22 protein-coding genes are annotated in these 22,212 nt (G+C 65.8%); 9 read left to right on the top strand and 13 right to left on the bottom strand.

Features of this window, described 5'->3' with window-relative positions; translation table 11 throughout:
- The first annotated feature begins 11 nt into the window (after positions 1 to 11).
- Positions 12 to 1,133: a metallophosphoesterase gene (locus ACQP1G_RS06590; protein WP_433199443.1), complete on the top strand. Its 1,122-nt coding sequence runs from the start codon at positions 12 to 14 to the stop codon at positions 1,131 to 1,133.
- Positions 1,134 to 1,270: 137 nt separating this feature from the next.
- Here the strand turns inward: ACQP1G_RS06590 and ACQP1G_RS06585 are convergent, their stop codons facing one another.
- Complete coding sequence (locus ACQP1G_RS06585) at positions 1,271 to 1,702, bottom strand: ATP-binding cassette domain-containing protein (protein WP_433199440.1); 432 nt, start codon at positions 1,700 to 1,702, stop codon at positions 1,271 to 1,273.
- Between the two features lie 235 nt (positions 1,703 to 1,937).
- Here ACQP1G_RS06585 and ACQP1G_RS06580 point away from each other — a divergent pair, with 235 nt between their 5' ends.
- Both ACQP1G_RS06580 and ACQP1G_RS06575 read left to right on the top strand, forming a co-directional pair.
- The gene (locus ACQP1G_RS06580; RefSeq protein WP_433199437.1) at positions 1,938 to 3,176 is read left to right on the top strand and encodes an ROK family transcriptional regulator; all 1,239 of its coding nucleotides are present in this window, start codon (positions 1,938 to 1,940) and stop codon (positions 3,174 to 3,176) included.
- Positions 3,177 to 3,199: 23 nt separating this feature from the next.
- Positions 3,200 to 4,168, top strand: coding sequence for an ROK family protein (locus ACQP1G_RS06575; protein WP_433199434.1), 969 nt, complete (start codon positions 3,200 to 3,202; stop codon positions 4,166 to 4,168).
- A gap of 450 nt (positions 4,169 to 4,618) precedes the next feature.
- On the opposite strand, the gene ACQP1G_RS06570 is transcribed toward ACQP1G_RS06575, so the two are convergent.
- From ACQP1G_RS06570 to ACQP1G_RS06555, 4 genes are read right to left on the bottom strand one after another with little or no spacing between them, the layout of a single operon-like run.
- The gene (locus ACQP1G_RS06570) at positions 4,619 to 6,346 is read right to left on the bottom strand and encodes an aminotransferase class V-fold PLP-dependent enzyme (protein WP_433199431.1); all 1,728 of its coding nucleotides are present in this window, start codon (positions 6,344 to 6,346) and stop codon (positions 4,619 to 4,621) included.
- Positions 6,343 to 7,110 carry an amino acid ABC transporter ATP-binding protein gene (locus ACQP1G_RS06565; RefSeq protein ID WP_433199428.1) on the bottom strand — a complete coding sequence of 256 codons (768 nt, stop codon included), beginning with the start codon at positions 7,108 to 7,110 and terminating at the stop codon, positions 6,343 to 6,345. Before ACQP1G_RS06565 ends, ACQP1G_RS06570 begins: the two co-directional genes overlap by 4 nt.
- Positions 7,107 to 7,979, bottom strand: coding sequence for an amino acid ABC transporter permease (locus ACQP1G_RS06560; RefSeq protein WP_433199425.1), 873 nt, complete (start codon positions 7,977 to 7,979; stop codon positions 7,107 to 7,109). Before ACQP1G_RS06560 ends, ACQP1G_RS06565 begins: the two co-directional genes overlap by 4 nt.
- Positions 7,966 to 8,907 carry an ABC transporter substrate-binding protein gene (locus tag ACQP1G_RS06555; RefSeq protein WP_433199422.1) on the bottom strand — a complete coding sequence of 314 codons (942 nt, stop codon included), beginning with the start codon at positions 8,905 to 8,907 and terminating at the stop codon, positions 7,966 to 7,968. Before ACQP1G_RS06555 ends, ACQP1G_RS06560 begins: the two co-directional genes overlap by 14 nt.
- A 759-nt stretch (positions 8,908 to 9,666) precedes the next feature.
- Between ACQP1G_RS06555 and ACQP1G_RS06550 the strand changes: the two genes are divergently transcribed.
- Complete coding sequence (locus tag ACQP1G_RS06550) at positions 9,667 to 10,854, top strand: permease (protein WP_433199419.1); 1,188 nt, start codon at positions 9,667 to 9,669, stop codon at positions 10,852 to 10,854.
- Positions 10,855 to 10,920: 66 nt separating this feature from the next.
- Here the strand turns inward: ACQP1G_RS06550 and ACQP1G_RS06545 are convergent, their stop codons facing one another.
- On the bottom strand, positions 10,921 to 11,889 hold the full coding sequence (locus tag ACQP1G_RS06545) for a zinc-dependent alcohol dehydrogenase family protein (RefSeq protein ID WP_433199416.1): 969 nt from the start codon (positions 11,887 to 11,889) through the stop codon (positions 10,921 to 10,923).
- Between the two features lie 440 nt (positions 11,890 to 12,329).
- On the opposite strand from ACQP1G_RS06545, the gene ACQP1G_RS06540 reads away from it, so the two are divergent.
- Positions 12,330 to 12,611 carry a DUF6924 domain-containing protein gene (locus tag ACQP1G_RS06540; protein ID WP_433199413.1) on the top strand — a complete coding sequence of 94 codons (282 nt, stop codon included), beginning with the start codon at positions 12,330 to 12,332 and terminating at the stop codon, positions 12,609 to 12,611.
- A gap of 51 nt (positions 12,612 to 12,662) precedes the next feature.
- On the opposite strand, the gene ACQP1G_RS06535 is transcribed toward ACQP1G_RS06540, so the two are convergent.
- Positions 12,663 to 13,229, bottom strand: a complete 567-nt coding sequence (locus ACQP1G_RS06535; RefSeq protein WP_433199410.1) for a TetR/AcrR family transcriptional regulator — start codon at positions 13,227 to 13,229, stop codon at positions 12,663 to 12,665.
- A gap of 99 nt (positions 13,230 to 13,328) precedes the next feature.
- Here ACQP1G_RS06535 and ACQP1G_RS06530 point away from each other — a divergent pair, with 99 nt between their 5' ends.
- Complete coding sequence (locus ACQP1G_RS06530; RefSeq protein WP_433199407.1) at positions 13,329 to 14,636, top strand: family 1 glycosylhydrolase; 1,308 nt, start codon at positions 13,329 to 13,331, stop codon at positions 14,634 to 14,636.
- A gap of 26 nt (positions 14,637 to 14,662) precedes the next feature.
- On the opposite strand, the gene ACQP1G_RS06525 is transcribed toward ACQP1G_RS06530, so the two are convergent.
- Entirely contained in the window at positions 14,663 to 15,127 is a 465-nt protein-coding gene (locus ACQP1G_RS06525) for a MarR family winged helix-turn-helix transcriptional regulator (RefSeq protein ID WP_433199405.1), read from the bottom strand.
- Entirely contained in the window at positions 15,114 to 15,872 is a 759-nt protein-coding gene (locus tag ACQP1G_RS06520) for an alpha/beta fold hydrolase (RefSeq protein WP_433199402.1), read from the bottom strand. The genes ACQP1G_RS06525 and ACQP1G_RS06520 overlap by 14 nt, the downstream gene beginning before the upstream one ends.
- A gap of 43 nt (positions 15,873 to 15,915) precedes the next feature.
- On the opposite strand from ACQP1G_RS06520, the gene ACQP1G_RS06515 reads away from it, so the two are divergent.
- Complete coding sequence (locus tag ACQP1G_RS06515; protein WP_433199399.1) at positions 15,916 to 16,344, top strand: SRPBCC family protein; 429 nt, start codon at positions 15,916 to 15,918, stop codon at positions 16,342 to 16,344.
- Here ACQP1G_RS06515 and ACQP1G_RS06510 read toward each other — a convergent pair.
- From ACQP1G_RS06510 to ACQP1G_RS06500, 3 genes are read right to left on the bottom strand one after another with little or no spacing between them, the layout of a single operon-like run.
- The gene (locus tag ACQP1G_RS06510) at positions 16,330 to 17,262 is read right to left on the bottom strand and encodes a hypothetical protein (protein ID WP_433199396.1); all 933 of its coding nucleotides are present in this window, start codon (positions 17,260 to 17,262) and stop codon (positions 16,330 to 16,332) included. The genes ACQP1G_RS06515 and ACQP1G_RS06510 overlap by 15 nt on opposite strands.
- Positions 17,259 to 18,707, bottom strand: a complete 1,449-nt coding sequence (locus ACQP1G_RS06505; RefSeq protein WP_433199393.1) for an aminotransferase class I/II-fold pyridoxal phosphate-dependent enzyme — start codon at positions 18,705 to 18,707, stop codon at positions 17,259 to 17,261. Before ACQP1G_RS06505 ends, ACQP1G_RS06510 begins: the two co-directional genes overlap by 4 nt.
- On the bottom strand, positions 18,704 to 19,753 hold the full coding sequence (locus ACQP1G_RS06500) for a helix-turn-helix domain-containing protein (RefSeq protein WP_433199390.1): 1,050 nt from the start codon (positions 19,751 to 19,753) through the stop codon (positions 18,704 to 18,706). The genes ACQP1G_RS06505 and ACQP1G_RS06500 overlap by 4 nt, the downstream gene beginning before the upstream one ends.
- Before the next feature lie 408 nt (positions 19,754 to 20,161).
- Between ACQP1G_RS06500 and ACQP1G_RS06495 the strand changes: the two genes are divergently transcribed.
- The gene (locus ACQP1G_RS06495; RefSeq protein WP_433199387.1) at positions 20,162 to 20,494 is read left to right on the top strand and encodes a hypothetical protein; all 333 of its coding nucleotides are present in this window, start codon (positions 20,162 to 20,164) and stop codon (positions 20,492 to 20,494) included.
- Positions 20,495 to 20,798: 304 nt separating this feature from the next.
- Here ACQP1G_RS06495 and ACQP1G_RS06490 read toward each other — a convergent pair whose 3' ends face one another.
- Entirely contained in the window at positions 20,799 to 21,209 is a 411-nt protein-coding gene (locus ACQP1G_RS06490) for a MerR family transcriptional regulator (protein ID WP_433199384.1), read from the bottom strand.
- Positions 21,210 to 21,258: 49 nt separating this feature from the next.
- On the opposite strand from ACQP1G_RS06490, the gene ACQP1G_RS06485 reads away from it, so the two are divergent.
- Positions 21,259 to 22,209: an alpha/beta hydrolase gene (locus ACQP1G_RS06485; protein ID WP_433199381.1), complete on the top strand. Its 951-nt coding sequence runs from the start codon at positions 21,259 to 21,261 to the stop codon at positions 22,207 to 22,209.
- The last annotated feature ends 3 nt before the right edge of the window (positions 22,210 to 22,212 follow it).

The raw sequence follows: 22,212 nt of genomic DNA, 5'->3' as shown, positions 1-22,212 counted from the left end.
AATGATCTTCCGTGAAATACGTTCCGCGCATCGTCCTATTTCTGGCGATTCCCGCCATGCTGTTCCTGCTGCCGTGGTGGACCTTGATCGGCGCGACGACCGATGGCCCGCTGTTCTGGCTCGGCTCGGCGATTTTCCTGGCCGGATTCGTGAGTTTGCCCGCGTCGATGTTTCTGGGTCATGGACCGCGACAGTCGGATGCGGCGTCGATTGTCGGCGACACGCTGCTCGGCGTGATGTGGGTGCTGTTCAGCTGGTCGGTGTTCGGCACTATCGTCGGGCTGGGGTTGGCCGTCGGCGGGGTGGACGATCCGGCCCGCTCCAGAATCGTCGCCGTCGGTGTACTCGCGATCGCCGCGACGCTGACGGTCTGGGGCGTGATCGAGGCGCGCCGTGTGCCTCGGGTTCGCACGCTCGATATCGCGATCCGTGGACTCGGACCGGCGTTCGACGGACTGCGCATGGTGGTCATCACCGACACCCACTACGCCGCGCTCGACCGGTTGCGCTGGTCGGAGCGGGTGGTCGACGTCGTCAATGCCCAGCAGCCCGATATCGCCTGCCACGCCGGCGATCTCGCAGACGGCTCGGTGGCGAAGCGGCATCCGCAGGTCGACCCGCTCGGCAAGATCGAGGCCCCGCTCGGCCGGTTCTACATCACCGGCAACCACGAATACTTCGGTGACGCACCGGGCTGGATCGACCATATGACCTCGATCGGCTGGCAGCCGCTGCACAACCAACACGAGACGATCACCCGCGGCGACGATCGGCTGGTGCTGGCCGGTATCGACGACCCGACCGGCGTCGGCCTGCCCGGCCACGGCCCGGACCTCCCCGCCGCCCTCGCGGGTGCGGACCCGGATGCACCGGTCGTCCTGCTCGCCCATCAACCCAGGCAGGTCACCGAGGCCGCCGCCGCGGGCGTCGCCCTGCAGATCTCCGGTCACACGCACGGCGGCCAGATCTGGCCGTTCCACTACCTGGTCCGCCTCGAACAGCCCGTCGTCGCCGGCCTGTCCCGGCACGGCGACACCCAGCTCTACACCAGCCGCGGCACCGGCTTCTGGGGTCCACAGCTGCGGGTCTTCGCGCCGAGCGAGATCACGGTCCTCGTATTGCGCAGCGCCTGAACGTAATTCGGCCCTTGGAAAGGCAGCCCCGCCCACGGGCGTTTCGTATGCACCGGCGACGATGCTCGAGGGCACCGGCCTGGCTTCGGGTGTGGCGATTCGGCTTCTTTCCGTCGGCGGGCCGCGCCGACGGAGGTTTACCCGCGCCGCTCTCGCGTTAGCGTGTCGGGATCTTCCTCGAGCCCGACCTGCGCCATCAACTCGATCACGCGGCGCTGAGCGGTCCTCCAGTCGATCGCACCGCGCCTGCGTGGCTCATTGCCCAGAAACACGTTCTCGGTGATCGACATACCGGGCACCAGTGCGATCTCCTGGTGAATGATGACGATGCCGGCCTGCTCGCTGGCGCGGATGTCGCCGAACCGCACCTCCTGGCCCTCGTAGACGATTTCGCCGTAGGTGCCGTGCGGATACACGCCGATGAGGACCTTCATCAGCGTCGACTTCCCCGCACCGTTTTCCCCGCAGATGGCATGGATCTCACCGTGTAAATCCATTTGCTTTACAAAGCCAACGCCTGCAGCAAGACGGCCGGACATGCACAGCGGGAAGACCCTCGGCGCATCCACAGGTTCGGAGCATCGTCCACGGTCGGGCTTCCGTGTCTCAACACGCCACAGCCAGGTCGAATCCGGCCCATGAAGCCCCGATGCCAGTGGGTTCGACATTCGCTGATGGGCCCGCTCGACGGTTACGATCCGTGTGCGGCGAACGAGCTCACAGCGATCCTGATAAATCCATTTGCTTTACAAAGTCGCGGCCTTGCAGCAAGATGATCGGCGCGCAGCGGAGAAAGGATCCTGGGTGCAATCAGGCACGAATCTCCCCAAGGTGGGGCGGTACAACCGGGCGGTGGTGCTCGACCAGATTCAGCTCGCCGACGGCATCAGCAGACGGGAGATCGCTGAGTGCACCGGCCTCACGGCGCAGACCGTCTCGGGAATCGTGCGGAAGCTGCTGGACGAGGGCATTGTGCGTGAGGACGGAGCCAACCGAGTCGTCAGCGGCGGGCGACCACGCACCACCCTGCGGATCAACCAGGACGCTGGGAGCGCGGTCGGGCTCCATTTCGACCCTGCCGAGCTCACCTGCGTTGTGGTCGACCTGCTCGGGCAGCCACTGGCCACCAAACGGCGCCCGGCACCGCCGGGGGCCGCTCCCGCGGATGTTGTCGCGGCAATGGCGGATCTGGTTCGCGACGTGCTCGCCGAGGCGGACGTGCCGAGGAGCCGGGTGCTCGGCCTCGGTCTCGCCAGCCCCGGCCCGATCGACCAGGATCTGGGCATTGTTGTCGCTCCGCCTCGGCTCATGAACTGGACGCGAGTGCCGATCAAGCAGATGCTGAGTGAGGCGACCGGCCTTCCGGTGACGATCGACAACGATGCCACGGCCGCCGCAGTCGGTGAGCGGTGGGCCGGCGCCGGGCGTGGCGTGGCGAATTTTGCGTACTTCTTCTTCGGCACCGGCGTGGGCGGTGGTCTCGTCCTCAACCACCAAGTCCATCGGGGCGGCTCACTCAATGCCGCGGAGTTCGGACACACGTCCGTGCTCGAGGACGGTCCCCCGTGCTACTGCGGCAACCTGGGCTGCCTCGAGACTCTTGTCAGCCCTGAAGCGATCGTCGCCGAAACTTACCGGCGGCTGTGCGACCAGCCCACCGGCAGCGTGCTTTCGGAACCGTTCCGCCGCGATCCGGCCACGCTTAACCATGCCCTCGTCCGGGTCGCCGCCGCAGATGGCGATCCCCTCGCGACTGCGGTCATCGACGAGGCGGCACGACACGTCGCCACCGTTGCGGTCAACGTCGTGAACATCACCGACGTGGATTTGATCGTGCTCGGCGGTGCCGGCATCCGCCATGTCGAACAGCGCTACGTCGACGTCGTCGCCTCGGCGGTCTCCACCAGACCCCTGGCCCGGCATATCCGAGTCGTCGACGTCACGCATTCACCATTGGGCCCGGACGCCGCTGTCGTAGGTGGTGCCGCTCTGGTTCTGCACGACGCCTTCTCGCCGCAGCTGTCGGTGCTTCTCCCGGACTGACCGCAACCCAAGAAGGACGTTCAATGGATCAGGAAGTCGTGCTCGCGGTCGACATCGGCGGCACCAAGATCAGCGCCGGCCTGGTCGGTTCAGATGGACAGGTGCGCGGACACGCCGCGATCGCCACACCCTGCACCGAGCCCGATATCAGCGAGGCACTCCGCAGCTTGCTCACATCGGTGGCCGACGGTGCGCGACCGCGCGCCGTCGGAGTGGCCTCGGCCGGGCCTATCCACCCGCAGCACGGCACCGTCAGTCCCGTCAACATCCCGGCGTGGCGCACTTTTCCATTGGTCGACCTGGTCGGCGCCGTCCTGCCAGAGGTCCCTGTCACCTTGGTTGGCGACGGCATCGCGGCCGCGGTGGGCGAGCACTGGGTTGGCGCCGGGCGCGGCGCGGCAGCCATGCTCGGAATCGTCGTGTCAACCGGCATCGGCGGCGGCCTCGTCCTCGACGGCGCGCCGTACCCGGGACCGAGCGGCAACGCCGGCCATCTCGGACACACGGTCGTCGACCCGGCAGGCCCGCCCTGCTCATGCGGTGCGAACGGCTGCGTCGAGGCCTACTCCAGTGGCCCGTCGATGGTCCAGTGGGCCCGCGAGCACGGCTGGGCCGGACCAGACGCCCGCGCCCTCGCCGCCGATGCCGCCAGAGGAGAAGCAGTCGCCCTGAACGCGTTCGATCGCGGCGCCAAGGCACTGGCACGCGCCATCAGCGCCACAACCACGCTCTGCGACCTCGACCGCGTCGTAATCGGTGGCGGTGTATCAGCTGCGGGCCGAGTGCTGTTCACTCCCCTGCGACAGCACCTCAGCCGCCTGGTCACGCTCGACTTCGCGCGACGGATGACCGTACATCCCTCTGCGCTCGGAGGCCACGCGGGCCTGCTCGGCGCCGCACGCAGCGCACTCCTCGCTTCCCAGGACAACACCCCAGCTCCCGCTCGACACCCCCGGTGGCCGGCTTGTATCAGCCACAAGCCATCTGCCTGACCCGCCACCGCTGCGATGTCCTCTGCGCCATGCTCGAGACCGAACAGCCCTACCGAATCCCCGAAACTTCCGCCTGACGAATACCGTAGGGAACCCCGGTAGGTCCGAAAACACCAACGGTCTTCTGGAGTGGTCCCCAGAAGTTGGACACCGTAAGTATGTGTCCAACTCAGGAGGGCAGGCCGGTGTACTCGAGAAGCACGTTGAGTCATGCCGATGCAGTCTCGGCGATCGAACTGTTCGAGCAGGGCTTCACCGCGAAGTCCGCGTCCCTGTCCCTTGACCTCGCCCCAAACCCTGTTCAAATGGCGTCGGCGATGGCGCGTGTGGATTTGCGGCTGCCCGAGTACGACGTTGCCGGACCGCTACGCCGCCGCCGCGCAGATGACCTGAGGCCCCGGACAGCATGCCGCAGCCCGGCCCCGACTGGCTTCGGCTACGCCAGTGGACCTACGCCCGGACCTCGTTGAGGTAGTTGTAGATCGTATAGCGGGTGACGTCGAGGCGTCCGGCAAGGTCGTCGACGGCGTCCTTGATGAGAAAGAAGCCGGCCTCGTCCAGTTCGCGCACGACGGCCGCCTTGTGACGTTTCTTCATCAGATCCACTGGGATGCCGACCTTCCCCACCGCGCGGTCGACGAGCAACCGTTGCAGGCTGTCGACATCTGCGGGAAAGATTTCCGGTTCGCCGTTGCCGTCGGCGGGTGCCGCGGTGTCCAGGCTGTTGACGCACAGGCAGCCGATCGCCGCCCCGTCCGGGTCATGCAGGAACAGCGTCGACGAACGGATCGGACGGCCGTCGGGACTGTGGGTCCGATAGTTCGTCAGATCCTGGGTAGTGCCGCGGCGGACCAGGCTGAGCAGCAGGTCGGTCATCGGGCCGCCGACGCTGCGTCCGGTCAGGTCGCCGGCGATCGCGATGATCGAGTCCGGCAGCCGGCTCAGGTCGTGCATCAGCACCTCGTTGCCGGGACCGAGCATGGCGGCCAGGCCGTGCACGGCTGGGACCAGCGCGGTCAGCACGTCGGGGGTGGCCCCCGTGGCCGCGGGCGCCGGCAGCGGTTTCCGCGGACGGTGCAGTGTTTCCAGCGCTGAACGCAGCAGGTCCGCGCTGGCGGGCGGGGTTGAGGCGTGCGGCGACAGGCGAACGTGCTCCGGCCGGACCGTCGCGGCGATCCCGGCCGAGGTGAGAGCAACACCGACCTGTTCGGCCGAATGGCCGGGCAGGGTGAATGCCAGGATTCCGGCCCGTCTATCCACAGCGGACACGATCTGCGCGCCGAGACCGGCAAGCACGTCGGAGAACTCGCCGATCCGCTCGCCGATCCGGGCCGCGATCACGCCGGGCCCGGCCTCCTCGACCAGTTCGAGCGCCGCGGCGAACGCGCCCGAGGTGATCGGGCTGAGATTAGTCATCGACCACGCGGCGGCGGTGGTATCCGGCGGACGGATCTCGTCGTTGAACAGCCCGGGGTCACGGGCACCGGTCCAGCCTGACAGCACCGGGTCCATCCGCTCCAGCGCCCGGTCCGACAGCACGGCGAACCCGGTGCCCCACCCAGCGCGCAGCCACTTCTGGCCACCCACGACGAGGATGTCCGCGACCTGCCACGGTTCCTCGGTGACGCCGAAGCCCTGGATGCCGTCGACGACCAGCAACCGGTCACCGACGACGTCGCGCAGCGCGGCCAGATCGGCGCGGTAGCCGGTGCGGAAGTCGACCGCGCTTACACTCACCGTGGTGATCTCGTCGGTCAGCCCGGCCGCGACTCGCTCCGGCGTGACATACCCACCTGCCAGCCGCCGGACGACGAGCCGGCCGTCCTGCTCGGCACGCGCCCATGGGTAGGTGTTCGCGGGGAACTCCGCGGCCGACACCAGCACTTCGCCGCCGAAGTGGAATGCCGCTTGGAACAAGCCGAGGCTGGTGTGCGGGAGCAGCACAACGTGGTCGGTATCGGACCCGGACAGTCGTGACACGGCCGCTTTGGCGCGGATCTCCTGCAGCATCAGGTTGTCTACCGTGGCTGGACCGGCCGTGGTGGCCTCGTGCAGCAGGTTCGCGGTGGTGTCCAGCACGGCATGCGACGGCGGACCGAACCGCGCGAAGTCCAGATATCCGGCGGGCTCATCGAACTGCAGCAGGTACCGCGGCGAAATCCGCGTCACTGAATTCACGACAGAATCCTCGCGAGGAACTGGCGTGTGCGGTCGTGTTTCGGTGCGCTGAGCACCTCACCCGGTGGCCCGGTCTCGACGACCGCGCCGTCGGCGAGGAATACCACCTCATCGGCCGCCTCGGCGGCGAAACTCATCTCGTGCGTCACCACGACCATCGTCATCCCCTCTTTCGCCAACGTGCCCATTACTTCGAGAACGTCACCCACCAGCTCCGGGTCGAGCGCCGAGGTCGGTTCGTCGAACAGCATCAGCTTCGGGCGCATCGCCAGCGACCGAGCGATCGCCACCCGCTGCTGCTGCCCGCCCGACAGCTGCGCCGGGTAGGCGTCGGCGCGGTGTGCCAGCCCGACTCGGTCGAGCAGCTCCAGTCCCTGCCGCCGCGCGCTCACGGCGTCAACACCCAGCACACGGACCGGCCCTTCGACGACATTCTCCAGGGCCGTGCGGTGGGCGAAGAGGTTGAACCGCTGGAAGACCATGCCGATGTCGCGTCGCTGTCGGGCGACCTCGTGCTCGCGCAGCTCGTACAACTTGCCGTCGCGTAGCCGGAAGCCGATCGGCTCGCCGTCGACCCAGATCTGGCCGCCATCGATGGTCTCGAGGTGGTTGATACACCGCAGGAAGGTGCTCTTCCCGGCGCCGGAGGGACCGAGTAGGCAGACGACCTGTCCCTTGCGGACTTCCAGATCGATTCCGCGCAGTACTTCGGTGTTGCCGTAGCTTTTGCGAACGTTCACGGCTCGAAGCAGGGGGCCGGTCACGGGTTACTCCTTACTAACGGCACGCCCCGCAACGCCTTCGCGGCGCGCGCCATCGGCCCTCGGTCGGCCGTGCCGAACGCACGCTCCAGCTGATGCTGGCCGATCCCGGCGACGGTGACCACGACCATGTACCAGACCGCCGCGGCGAGCAAGGTCTCCATCACCAACAGGTTGTTGGACGATATGTTGTTGGCCGCGTGGATCAGCTCGGTCACGCCGATCACCGACGCCATCGACGTTCCCTTGAGCATGTTGATGAAGTCGTTGCCGGTGGGCGGGATGATCACCCGCATCGCCTGCGGCAGTACGACCCGCCGCAGCGTCATCCCGGGTGTCATACCGATCGACTTGGCCGCCTCGGTTTGTCCACTGTCGACACTGTTCAGTCCGGCGCGCACGATCTCGGCCATGTATGCGCTCTCGTTGAGCGCCAGGCCGAGGAAGGCCGCGGTGAACGCGCTGATCAGAACATTGGTCTGTTCGTGGAAAAGGAATGGAATGGAGATCACCGGGAAGACCAGCGCCAGGTTGTACCAGAGCAGGATCTGGAGCAGGACGGGCAGGCCGCGGAATAGCCAGATGTAGCCGCCCGCGAACCAGCGCGCCACCGGGTTAGCGCTGCGTCGCAGCAATGCGATGACGACGCCGAGCACGATCGCCACACCCTGCGAGAGCACTGCCAGCACAATGGTGTTGACCAGGCCGGTCACCATCACGCGATACCACAGGAACTCCGGTACCCGAGCCCACTCGATCTGCGCGTTGCCGAGCGCGATGCCGAGTACCACCAGCAGGGCGACGATCACCGCGGCGGCGATCCAGCGACCCCAGTGCCCCAGGCGGACTATCGGCAGCTCAGCTTCCGCCATTGATCACGGCCTCCTTGATCGCGCCCTTCTCCACACCCCACGCCTGCAGGATCTTGCCGTAGCTGCCGTCGGTGATCAGCTCGGTCAGTGCCTTCTGTACGGCCTCGGCCAGCGGCCGGTTCTGCTTGTTGATACCGATGCCATAGGGACCGCCGTTGATCGGCTCGCCCGGCACGACCTCGAAGAACTTCCCATCGCCCGCAGTGCGGGACACGTAGATGGCGGTGGGCAGGTCGTTGACGATCGCCTGGACCCGGCCGGTGCGCAGCTGGGTCTGGTTCTGGTTGTCGCTCTCGGTCTCGGAGACGTTGAGAGCGGCCTTGCCTGCCTGCGTGCACTTCGTGCTCTGGTCCGCGGCGAACTTCTGCTGGCTCGTTCCCTGGACGACCGCGACGTTCTTGCCGCACAACGTATCCGGCCCGGTGATCGCGTCCGGGTTGCCCTTGCGGATCATGATCGCGATGCCGGAGGTGAAGTAGTCGACGAAGTCGATCTGCTGCTGACGTGCTTTGGTGTCGTTCATCGCCGCCATGGTCAGGTCGACTCGACCGGACTGCAGGCTGGTAATCAGCGAATCGAACGTCATGTCCTGATACTGGACACCGACGCCGAGCTTTGCCGCGATCGCCTTGGCCAGATCGACCTCGTAGCCGATCGGAGTCTTGCCGTCGGCGGCATAGAAGTTATTGGGCGCGGACTGGATATACGACCCGAGGTGCAGCGCGCCCGCCTGCGCAACCGCCGCCGGCAGGCTGGCATTGAGCTGCGGATCCTTGGCCACCGCCCCGATGATCGCGGCGGTGTCCGGGACGTTGGCGCTAGGTGCAACCGACGTCGTACCGCCGCCGCTCGGCTCGCCCCCACAGGCGACGAGGAAGCTGACCAAACCTGCCAGTAGCGCGATGTGGCGCACATAGGTTCGCGACATGGCGGACCTCCGTTCTCTAGATAGACGGCGACATTACGCTCGCTTGTTGAAGAGATCAACAGATTGTTGAAATTGCTGACACGGATGGCTGCGACGAAATCCAAGCCCGCCACCAACGGCTCAGCACAGCCGCCGACGGGCTGCCGTCGATGATGGCCCACCTGCCCCGGGTGCTGAAACTGTCGACGATCGGGCGCAGCTGGGAAGAACTGGCGGGCAGGCCCGTGACGAGCACTGGTCGCACGAAGAGTATTTGGCCGCGTCGCTGCATTCGATTCGCTCGCGGAGGGTGGCGATGCCGGGCGCGCGTCAACACCGCGACCCAGGCCGGTCAGGGGCCGATACCGCTAGTGCTGCGTTCCTTAAAGGTAATAAATAAAGCGGTGGCGTAGGGCCCGGGGTTTGAGCGATGGTCTGCCCCAGACCCATGTCGTGCGCGAGCGTTGAGGGCGGCGGTGGCCTGGCGGGTGGCGGTGGCTTTCCCGTCCCAACTCGCCGTGATCATCTGTGCCCGCCGGATCCAATCCCCCGGCGCATGCCGAGCCGCAGCCAACTTGCGAATTCGCGCACGAGTCCGCATGACGACGCATTTGCGGGCACCGCGGCTCGGGCCAGTGCCGGGCCTGGTGCCGGGTTCGGCCAGCGGCCATACGGCCCAGTGCGACGATAGATCGGCGGCTTGACGGTTACCGGGTGGGGGTATAGCTTCCCGCGCAGGGCGGTCGCAGCGGTCGCCCGGATCCCCACCGAGACGAGGTCGTGGTGAACGCTATCGGGCATGCGCTATCGCTGGCCGGGTCGATGACCTGGGAGATCCTCTGGGCGTTGATCCTCGGCTTCGCGCTCTCGGCCGTCGTGCAGGCGGTGGTGCGCAAGTCGACCATTCTGCGACTGATGGGCGACGACCGCCCGCGCACCCTCGCCATCGCGGCCGGGCTCGGCGCGGCCTCCTCGTCGTGCTCGTACGCGGCCGTGGCCCTGGCTCGTTCGCTGTTCCGCAAGGGTGCGAACTTCACCGCGGCGATGGCCTTCGAGATCGGCTCCACCAATCTCGTCATCGAACTCGGCGTCATCCTCGCGCTGCTGATGGGCTGGCAGTTCACCGCGGCCGAATTCGTCGGCGGGCCGATCATGATCGTGCTACTCGCAGTGCTGTTCCGACTCTTTGTGCGGTCGACGCTGGTTGGCGAGGCCCGCCGCCAAGCCGATCGCGGTCTCACCGGATCGATGGAAGGCCATGCCGCCATGGATATGTCGGTAGCGGCCGAAGGTTCCTTCGCGCACCGAATGCTGTCACGATCGGGGCTGACCGCGGTCTCGCATGTGTTCGTCATGGAATGGGCCGCGATTCTGCGCGACCTCGTCCTCGGTCTGCTCATCGCGGGGGCCATCGGCGCGTGGGTACCGGAGACGTTCTGGCAGAACTTCTTCCTCACCGATCATCCACTGCTGTCGGCCCTTTGGGGACCGATCGTCGGCCCGCTGGTGGCAATACTGTCGTTCGTCTGCTCGATCGGCAATGTGCCGCTGGCCGCGGTGCTGTGGAACGGCGGCATCAGCTTCGGCGGCGTGATCGCCTTCATCTACGCCGACCTGCTGATCCTGCCGATCCTGAATATCTACCGTAAGTACTACGGCACCCGGATGATGCTGACCCTGCTCGGCACCTTCTACGCCGCCATGGTCGGCGCTGGGTATGCGGTCGAAATCCTCTTCGGCGCAACGATTCTCATCCCGACCGAGCGCAACGCCATGGTGATGACAGAAGGAATCAGGTGGAACTACACCACCTGGCTCAATATCGCCTTCCTCATCCTCGCCGCACTGCTGGTCACGATCTTCGTACGCACCGGCGGGATTCCGATGCTGCGCATGATGGGTGGTGCACCCGACACCGAGCACGATCACGATCAGCATGACCACGGATCACCGCACGCCGGAATGTAATCCGTTCGCGGTAACCGAAACCATCTTGTCAACGCACCGTGCCGAGGTGTCGCGCGCTCGTCGCCTTCATCGCCCCGCCACTTTCAGCAGGATCTTGCCGCCACGGAGGAGATGTTGCACCGCGTCCTGGATATGCTCGAGGGGGTACACGGCCGCCACGGGGACAACGAGGGCGCCGTCGGCCACCAGCGGTGCCGCCTCACGAATGACAGGCACCACCTTGTCGCGGTAGTCGAAGTCGCCGACAAAGAATCCGCGGACGGTGAGGTGCTTGCCGACCAGTGTCGAGGTGTCGACCCACATGGGTTCGTCCCTGGCCCAGGAATAGCTGACCAACCATCCACCGTCGGACAGCAATTCGAGCAGCCGCGACACCCCCGGACCACCGACGGCTTCCACTGCCAGCGCCACTCGCGCGTCGCCGATCACTGCTCGAACATCGCCGACCGCATCGGGGTCGTCGACGTGGACCACGTCCGCCCCGGTCTCTGTGAGCTCGGCGAACGTTGCGTCGTCACGGGCCAGGTTGATCGTCTTCAGTCCACGAAGTTTGGCCAGCGCGATCAATGACCGTCCCACACCGGAGTTCGCGGCGTTCTGAACCACCCAGTCACCGGGCTGCAGGGGGGTGCATTCACTGAGCATCAACCCTGCCGCCGGGGGGTTGCTGCCCAGCATCGAGTACTGCTCGATGTTGCCGCCGGCGGGGAGTGCGAACAGGCCGTCGGCGGGCACGACGAGCCGCTCACGCCACGCACCGGCATACAGGGGTAGCACGACCAGATCGCCGACTTGAAGTCCATCGACCTCGGCGCCAGCGGCAAGCACGCGGGCGACCCCCTCTGCGCCTGGTATGTGGGGCAGGGGTGGTCGCGCCAGCATGCCGGTGACAACCAGTAGGTCGTGTTTGTTCAACGGCGAGATCTCAACGCTCAACAGAACCTCATGCGGACCCGGTGGCGGCGGCTCCTCGATGTCGACGACGCGGAGCACCTGCGCGGGGTCGCCGAACTGTTCGATCTGGATGGCGCGCATAGTAATTCCTCTCCATCGAAGGTGGGGGCCGCTGTGTGAGCGGCTGCCTACCGAGGCTGCTGATCAGCGGCTCCTACCTCTAGCTGCATGGCTGCTCACGGAGCGAACCGTCGAAACCGAGTTATGTCGTGGTGACACCGGACCGATGACGAGCGGGCCGCGCCGGTCCGGCGTCGAGAACCACTCATCCGCAGAGGTGTTGTGCCACAACCGATCTCAAAACAACAGCGGCGACGAAGCCGACAGCGAAGCCGCCCACCCACACTGGAGCCGACCGAGAGTTATGACGGTATGAGCACTATGACGGCCCTGACGCACTCTTGGAGCATGGCGCTAGCAAACTCCGGCCACAGCCTCCGAGTCGCCGGAAAAAACGTCTCTACCAGTATATATAAGATGTGGTGGGCGGGCAGCGTGACGCGCCGCGCCGGAGAAAGGCGATGTGCTGCTCAACCCGGATATGCAGGCCAGCGGTATGCCGCACCGGTTCCTCTGGACGCCGCGAGGAGCACACCAGGCTGGTCGTTCTCGCTGATGCCAGGACCTTTGCCGAGCCTGGCCGACCGCTGACCGCTGTCGACCTTTACGACACCCCGGGGCAGCCCGCCGTCCTTCCCCGCCGCATGGTCGGATCGCTCGCGTGCAACCTCGAGATCAGCAACATGGACTTTTACGAGTTCGTGGCCGTGGAGGACACGGAGCCGTGGTGGGCGGGCTCCTGAAAAAGTAGATCGCCGAGGCGGCGCTCACCGCGCCAGTGCGATCGCTCGAACTCAGTCTCCGACATAGCGACGCCAGGCCAACTCGAGCTGGGCCGCCATATCGATACTCGAGTCGATCAGCCACCGCGCCTGCAGGCCGTCCGCGAGGGCGAAGAACATGGTTGCCGCGGCGTCGGTGTCGATATCGGCTGGCAGTGTGCCCGCGGTCTGCATCTCCCGTAGCGCGTAGGAGAAGCCTTGGGTGCCAAGGCGATAGCGTTGCCGCATGTAGTCATGGGCCGGATGGTCTGGATCCGATGCGGCCGCCTGCATATGGGTGAACAATTCGATCAGTCCGGGCACCTCGGCATTGCGGCGGACCACCTCGATGAACGCCTCGGGCGCGGGGCCGCGTACAGCGGCGACGTCGGATTCGTCGCGCTTGCGCAGGACAGCAACGAACAGCTCCTCTTTCGAGCCGAAGTAGTGCAGGAGTCCGCCCTGGCTGAGTCCGACCGCCTCGGCCAGCTCGGCGACCGAGGTAGCCGAGTAGCCGCGCTCGGCGATGGTGCGCAGCGCGGCTTCGAGGATCTGCTCCCGTCGTTCGATGCCCTTGCCGTAGGGACCCCGTTTCACCACCGGGCCAGTGTAGGCACGCGGCCGGATGACCTTGCCACCGAAAACCGAGCACTGTACGGTTTTCATCCGAGGTCCCTCGACGAACTGGAGCACCATCCGATGCGACTGCGTGCCCTCTGGGTAGCCGCCTTGGCCGCAGCACTCCTGCCGAGTTCCCCCGCATTCGCGCGACCGGAACCGCCGGCGCAGGTGGCGCCGCTCGGCGCGGACTTCCTCTGGGGTGTGGCGGCCTCGGGCTACCAGTCCGAAGGCCATGCGCCGGACAGCAATTGGAGCCGCTACGTCGCGGCGGGCACCACCGATGACCCGTACCGGGATTCGGTCGACTTCTACAGCCGCTACGCCTCCGATATCGATCTGGCCGCGAACCTCGGCGTGAAGGTGTACCGCATCAGCGTCGAATGGGCGCGGGTGCAGCCGCAGCCGGGAGTGTGGTCGGAGGAGGGATTCCGCTTCTACGACACCGTGATCGGGAAGATCGAGGCCGCCGGTATGCGACCGATGATCACCCTGGATCACTGGGTGTTCCCCGGCTGGGAGGTCGACCGTGGCGGCTGGCACAACCCGGATATGGTGTCGGACTGGCTCGCCAATGCCCGCAGTGTCGTCGACCGCTATGCCGCCGACAACCCGCTGTGGGTCACCTTCAACGAGCCGACCTTCTACGGTGTGAACGAACTGCGCCACGGCGGACTCGCGGCCACCGATGTGCCCGGTATACAGGACCGACTCGCCCAGGCGCACAACGCCATCTACGACCACATCCACCAGGTACAGCCCGGCGCGATGGTCACCAGCAATGTCGCCTACATCCCGGCGGGCGAGGACGTGATCAACAAGCCGTTCATCGATAAGGTCGCCGCGAAGCTCGACTACATCGGCATCGACTACTACTACGGCATGTCCCCCGACACCGTGACGGCCCAGGTGGACAATCTGACGAAGCTCTGGAACAACCCGCTGCAGCCGGAGGGCATCTACTATGCGCTGCAACACTATTCGCGTCAGTTCCCAGGCAAGCCGCTCTACATCGTGGAGAACGGCATGCCCACCGAGAACGGTATGCCGCGCGCCGATGGCTACACCCGCGGCGACGACCTGCGCGACACCATCTACTGGATCCAGCGCGCGAAGGCCGACGGTATGAACGTCATCGGCTACAACTACTGGAGCCTCACCGATAACTACGAATGGGGCAGCTACACACCGCGTTTCGGCCTCTTCACCGTCGACGTACCGACCGACCCGACACTCACCCGCCGGCCCACCGACGCGGTGCCCGCCTACACCGCGATCACCCGGAACAACGGCATCCCGGGTGACTACCGCCCGACCCGGGCACCCCAACCCTGCTCACTGGTCGACGCGGCGGCCAGTTGCACCGATCCGGTGACCGTGCCCCGCTGACGTCGCGTAGCCGCCGAGCCATTGTGTCACGGTTGTTCGAGTTCGATGCGACGTGCGAGCGCTCGACCGGCGGGGAGGTCGCCGACGAAAGCGCGTAGACAGCTGTTGACGAGGTGGAGGTCGTCGCCTTGTGCGCTGTCTCGGATGCGTTGGTAGAAGCGCTGTTCGATATCGGCAATGCGATCGGCGACGTCGCGTCCCTCGGGGGTGAGGGTGAGTTCGATGTGGCGGCGGTCGTGTACCGCAGGTCGCCGGTCGACCAGCCCGGAGGCGCACAATCGGTCGACCAGGCGACTGGGGCTCGTGCCGGTTTCACAGACGAGCAGTTCGCCGAGTCCGCTGAGGGTCAGCGGTTGATGGTCCTGCAGGACCCGTAGTACCTCGCCCTGGGCCGTGGTAACGCCAAGGGGTTTGAGTCCTTGGCCGGTGAGGCGGGCTCCTTCACGTTGAGCCGCCAGGACGAGGTACCGGAATTCTTCAGCGTCGTGCACCGACGACCTTGGGGTGATCGACGCGATCGGTCAGGAATTTCGCCACTGCGGCAGCGTATGTACCCGGATGCGAGAACCGGAACATGTGCCCGGTCCGCGCCAATACGACCTCGCTCGCATCGGAAATACCCTCGCGCATCACTTTCGCGGGAGCGTCGCCGACGATGACGTCGTGTTCGGGGGTCAGGATCAGGGTCGGGACGGCGACCTGGTCGAGTTTGTCGACGTAGTAGGCCGACAGGGCCGCATGGAGGCGAGCGCCGTAGGACTCCGCGGGAGTGTTCTCCCGAAATACCCGACGGCTCTCGGCCTTGCTCCAGGGCACCTGACCCTCACCGTCGAACGGGGAGGCCAGCCGCTGGGCGTGCGCCCGCAGCACGATGTGCTGGTAGGCACCACCGCGCATCTTGCCCAGTGCCTGCATCGCGATCTTCCAGAACGGGGTGGCCGGGTTGGCGGCGAATCCTCCCGACATCACCAGTCCGCGTAGACCTTTCGGTCGGCGAACCGCCAGGGCCAGCCCGACCTGAGCGCCGAAGGAGTCGCCGACCAGAACGTAGTCGTCGAGATCGGCGACCGCGTCGGCGACGAAGTCGGCATAGACCTCCATATCGTCCACTGCCTCGGGCAGTTTCAGCAGTCGCGCGGGTCGGTCGGCCAGGGAGTCGAACCTGCTGATGTCCCACGGAGCGCCGGACATGCAGGGGATGAATACCAGAGTCGGGTTCTTCGATGTGTTCGTCATGCCAGATACGTTACACGACACGTATGTCGTGTAACATAACGATATGGCAACCTTCGAGAACACACTGACCATCGAGCGCCCCATCGCCGCGGTCTTCACCTACCTCGCGGAGTTCGAGAACATCCCGCGGTGGAACTACGCCATTACCGAGACCCGCAAAACCTCCGCGGGCCCGGTCGGGGTGGGGACGACTTATCTGCAGACCCGATCGATCCCCCGACCAGCCGTCGAGGCGTTCGAGGTCACGGAATTCCAACCCACGCAACGGCTGCGGATCCGTGGGCAGTTGGGCCCATTCCCCGCGGTGGTTTCCTACGATCTCGAGTCCGCCGCCAACGGCACCCGGCTGCGAAACACGGTCGAACTCGGATTACCGGGGCCCTTGCGACTCACGGGTCCCGTCGTCACCGCACGGATCAAGTCCGCGGTACGGGCCAACCTCGATGTCCTGCGACAGCTACTCGAGGCGTAGCTCGTTCGCGAAACGGGTCTTCAGCAGGGCGGCGGTGGCCGCGCTGTAGGCGCTACTTGCTTCCACGGGTCGCAGCGTCGGATAGTTCGATCGGTGGGTGACGATAACGCCGTTCGGGAGGGTTACGGTGCGGTCCGGGACGGTGGCGACACAATTGCCGCCCGATTTGGCGACGAGATCGACGATCACCGTGCCCGGGCGCAGTGTGTCCAGTGCCGCGCCATCGAGCAGCAGCGGACCGCGGGTGCCACGGTGTACGGCAGCACAGACGATCAGGTCCGGCGGTTCGGCGGCGAGGTGAGCGAGGAGCCCAACTGGATTCGGCAGGAATGTCTCGGCACCGTACCGGATGGCCGCGGACTCCTGGTCCGGGCGGTTGCCGATCGCGGTCGGCTGGTCACCATGCGCGACCGCCGCGGCGATGGCGGAAAGTCCCGCCTGTCCACAGCCGAGGATCAGGGCGCGCACGGGCCCCTGGGCCGAGAACAGCTGTCGGCCTTGCGCATAGGCGACCGCACCCGCTATCCGGCTCATGGCGGAGAGGGCATCGATATCGGGGCGCGAGTGCGGAACGGTTTCGTAGCCGATCGATTCGATGCCGCGCTCGCGCAGCCCCGCGATCACGTCGTGACGATGTAGCGGATCCTGGAATCCGATGAGGGTGGTACCGGGACGCACCGAATCCAGTGGGTAGGCCGGAGGTTTCACCCACACCACGATGTCGGAGCGGGCGAAAACCTCAGCACGCTCGGCTATCCGCGCACCGGACGCGCGATAGTCGGCATCGCCGAAGCCGATCGACCGGCCCGCATCGCGCTCCACGATGACATCCATATTCGCGAGCCCGCGCACATCGTCGGGGATCAGCGCGACGCGCCGTTCCTCGGCCGCCGTCTCCCGCAGCACTCCGATAATCATCGCGCGGCAGCGTGTTCCAGAACCGGCAGACCACGCTCGGCCAGCACCTTGGGATAGGTCAGCCCGGCCCGGATCTCCCGAATCAACTGTTCGAGCCGGTCGAAGAGCTCATCGACCAGTTCGGCCGACTCGCGGCCCGGCGCCTTGCGCGGCGCCAGCACATTGAATCGCACGCCGAGTCGCTCGGATCCGGTCCGGTCCAGTGCGACACTGTCGATCCCGGCACCGGCGAGCAGCAGATCCTCCAACTCCGCGCTGGTTGCGACGCCCGCCCGGTCGAGGACCGCGTCGTCGAAGACCACGGTCAGGAACATGCCCTGCCGACTGCCCAGTGCCCGAATGACTTTCGCGCCGACGCGACCATTGATGGCGGCGATGCGGCTGTGCGCGCGGTCGAGTTGCTCGAGCATGCTTGTGCGGTTGACCGCGAAGTACTCCGCGGGTGTGTGCTCGACGATCGCTCGCGCCAAATGCGTCGACTCGCGCTGGAAGGAGATGGTGAGCCGCTCCCGAATCTCGGCCAGCCATGCGGCATTACCCGAGCAGGCGGCGCCCAGCTTGCACGGCCCGAAAGCGTTGTAACCCTTCGAATTCCCGGTAATGGTCAGCACCTGGTCGTAGAGCCGCCGTACGCCGTCGGCGGTCGGAATCTCCAGCGCGGCGATCGGAATGTGCGGTGCCACCAGGCAATCGAAGGCCATATCGCAGATCACCGGCACCCCGTGCGCCAGCAGCACCCGGCCGATCTCCAGCATTTCCTCGGCCGAGTACTCGGTGAATACCGGATTTCCGGGCAGTGTTAGCAGCACTCCGCACAGTTCGCCACGACCGGCGAAGTAGTCGAGGCAGGACGCGAGCAACTCCGGGTCGATCTTGAAGGAGTCGTCCGGCGCGACCGGGCACGCCTGCATTCGCAGACCGTACTTCTCAACGTGGATGCCCGAACTCTTGTACAGACCTTCCGGATACACGATGACACCACCGGGACGAGCGAGGGTCGCGACCGCCTCCTCGAGCAGCATGGTGCTCGAGTACGCGCAGACGATGACCTCGTCGGGCGATACCCGGACCCCGGGCACCCCGTCGACCGGCTCGGACAATCGCCCGAATAGCTTGTGCGCCGCCAACTCTCGCAGTATCAGTGGTTGCCGCTTGTGATACAGCGTGCCGTCCGCGTATTCGTCCGGTGGCTGCGTATGCAGCAATTCGCGCCAGGCCAGATCCAGTGCGGCGACGGCACTTTCGGCCAGCGGCAGACCGGTTTCGCCGTGATAGGCATCGATCACGTCCGAATACATCCGGTTGCCCGTACCCGCGAACTGTGGATGCGCACCCAACTGTCGACGTACGTCTCGCTTGCGCTCCTCGGAGCGATTGGTGCGGGCGGCGAGACTGGGTGCCGGGTTCCGCCAGGGCAGCCGATCGATGACAGCCTGCCGAGTCACGGCACCTCACCCTCGGCGGGCGGCTCCCCCGGCGCGGTCATCTCGTGCCAACTCTGTTCCAGCGCCGCACGGAACAGAGTGCGGCACTCGCCCTCGGTGAGGCGTTCGAATCCGGCCAGCGCCGGTGACGCGACGATGTCATTGACGACGATGCCCGAACCTGCGACCTTGAGTTCGTAGAGGCGCTCGAACCGGCGCACCGCGAAGGCGACATCGTGCTTCAACGCCGAGAATCGGGTCGCGACGCGCGCCTGCCGGGAATAGTCGTATTCACCGACGGCGACGTACTTTTCATCGACGATCAACATGCTCTGCGCGTTGCGCGCATGCTCGCGCTTGACCAGCACGCTCTCCACGCCGGTACGCGCCTGTTTCCACAATTTGTCGTCATAGGGCCACACATCGTCGATGGTGTCGAGGACATACATTCGTCTCACATCGATTCGGGGCGGATGGGTGTTGTCGGCCAGCCGCAGGATCGCGGCGTGATAGTCGTCGCCGACATCGCCGCCGATGGTGCCCAGGTCGGCGGTGTGGATCGCGCGGACGGACTGTTTGGCCTGTTCGAGGATCATCAACCAGTCGCTGACGGTATTCCATTCCCAGACCGTCGCGCTGCGCGAGGGGATCTGCGCCAAGATCTCCTCGGCCCGCTCCAACTGCCGATCCGCGATCATGCGCAGCGGTTCGATCTCATCGCGCGCGCCGGTCGCATCGATCAGGCTGCCCGCGATGCCGATCGCCCGCTCGACGAGTTCAGGGTCCTTGCCGAGCAGAACATTGAATCGCATACGCAGGTCGTGGTAGGCGCCGCCAGCGACATCGTCGGCGATACCGTCGGCCGTCGGCAATTCCTGTCCCAGTGCGAGACTGAGACGTTCACGCAACGGTAGCGGTGGGATCCGAGTTCCGTTCTCGATCTGCTGGATCAGGCTGCGCGAACAACCTGCCTTGGCCGCGAGCGCGGCCTGGGTGAACCCACGTTCCGTCCGGAGCCGACGGACCAGATCCCCCACCTGCTCACCGTCCGGCCCTGAGCCAGCCATGCCGCGCCTCCATCCTGCGCTCGGATCCTAATGCTCACGATGTGTCATCCGTCGTCATCATAGTCACGTTACGATCCGCGACGCCGATCCAGACAACAGAAGTTTTCTGGACGATCGCTGGAAACCATAGGCGCGGGCGGATATTGCGCACGGCAGCCTCGGTATCGTCAGCGAAATTCCACTCTGCGCAGCGTTGCGCCACTCAACCTCGCTCTTGTAGAGCACATTTCGGACATGTATCGCTGAGTTTGCTTGAATCGAAGCAATATTGATTGAAAGATATCATCAGATAGCATCTATGCTTAGTTGACATCCTGAAGTGGCGATCCATAGCATTGTTGTCAGCGCCACAGCTGATTCGGAGATCGCTTCCGGGACAGGTGGTTTCGATCGACCAAGGGAGGGGTCATGACGCTCGAACTGACCGACTGGTTGATCACCAGTGACATCACCCCCGAGACCGCCCACTACACCGGTGACGGCTGGGTCCTCAGCTGGTTGCCCGACCGACTGCTCACCCGTGCGCAGGCCATGACCGGCATGGTGCTCGACGAGACCCTGAGCGATCCGGATCCCGAGGACTACCTGCTGGCCATGGAGATCGCCGCCATGCGCGCGGCCGATCTCGGACTCGAACTGGCCCAGGCGGTCGTCCTGCTGCACGCCCGCATCCTCGAACGCGACCGGCGACAGTCCGGAGCCAACTACCGCATCGCGGTACCGACCACACCGGCCGCGTAACGGAAGTTGGCGCCGCGGAGGGGTCGGCGCCACCTGACGTCGCGCCGAAACAGGGTCCGGCGAGTACCACTCGCCGGACCCTGTTCCTCATGTGCTGGAGCGCCGAAATTGCTTGACCGAGAGCTGCTTTCGTGCGGTTCGCTCGACGCGCGGGTCGTCGGCGACATCATATCGCCGCACAGATAGGCCCAGAAACGCCTGCACCGTCGCCGGAATCGCGAGTAGCGCCCCCACCGCACCGAGCAGCGCCCCACCGGCCAGCACCGCGAGCAGCGCGACGGTTATTCGGTTACGACCCGCCTCTTCAGCTGGCTATCGCGGCGGCCGGTTCCAATCGGATCTCGCCGAAGGTCTGCTTGAAGTCGGGGCACTCGACCAGCGGTCGATGCGTACAGGTGGCGGCATGGCGCAGGCTGTCGCGCATTCGGGTGAGGCGGGCGATATCCGCATCCACCTCCAGGGCCTTCTCGGCCATATAGCCGCGCAGCTCGGTGTCCGCCGGCGTGGCAACGAGGAATCGCGCGATCTGCGCGAGCGTGAAACCCGCTGCACTGGCGCAGGATACGAGCGCCAACCGATCGAGCACCTCGGGCCGATAGGTGCGCCGCAAACCATTGCGGCCCGCGGATTCGATGAGACCGCGCTTCTCGTAGTACCGCAGCGCCGAGGGCGCCAACCCGGATCGCTCGGCCACTTCCCCGATATCGAGTTCCATCGCATCTACTCCTTGACTTGAAGCACACTTCAAGTCAGACGATAGACGTATGAGCGAAACAAAAGAAGACCAGATCTCCTTGCACCCCCAGGTTCAGGCCTATCTGGACCGTCTGGCCCGCGCCGATTTCGGCTCGGTACACACCTTGACCCCCGAGCAGGCGCGCGAAGGGTGGCGGCGGCAGATCGCCCTACTCGGCGAACCGGAACCCGTTGCCACGGTCGAGAACCGGACGATCCCGGGCGCGGACGGACCGATACCGATTCGGATCTACACCCCGCACGGCGACGGTCCCTTCCCGGCATTGGTGTTCTTCCACGGCGGCGGCTTCCTACTCGGCGATCTGGACACCCACGACGGCCTGTGCCGCAGTCTCGCCAATGGCGCCGAATGCGTCGTGGTGTCCGTCGACTATCCGCGGGCGCCGGAACACAAATTTCCCGCGGCACCCGACGCCTGCTTCAGCGCGACCCAATGGGTCGCCGAGCAGGGTGCGAGCATCGGCGTCGACACCACTCGGATCGCCGTCGGCGGCGACAGCGCCGGCGGAAATCTGGCGGCCGTCGTCGCCCGGATGGCGCGCGATACCGGCCCGGCACTGGTCTTCCAACTGCTGATCTACCCCGACCTCGATTTCCGCAGAACGAATTTCACTATCCGGGAGTACGCGGGCAAGTACGGCAATATCTCTCGCGACGCCCAGCACTGGTTCATGGACAACTACCTGAACAGCGATGCGGACAAGCTCGACCCGAGAGTTTCACCGCTGCTCGCCACCGATCTGGCCGACCTCCCCGCGGCGCTCATCATCACCGCCGAATACGACGCGCTGCGCGATGAGGGCGAGCAGTACGGTCAGCGCCTCGATGAGGCCGGGGTCCCGGTCACCGTCACCCGCTATGCGGGGATGATCCACGAATTCGTCCGGCACCCCTTCGACGACAGCAAGCGCGCCCGACTCGATGCCGCGACGGCGCTGCGGAAGGCATTCGCTCGGTAGCGA

It is taken from the genome of Nocardia sp. CA-107356, assembly GCF_050946365.1.
Classification (GTDB): domain Bacteria; phylum Actinomycetota; class Actinomycetes; order Mycobacteriales; family Mycobacteriaceae; genus Nocardia.
The sequence above is the reverse complement of the archived record's forward strand: the minus strand, read 5'-3'. Positions and strand labels throughout refer to the sequence as shown.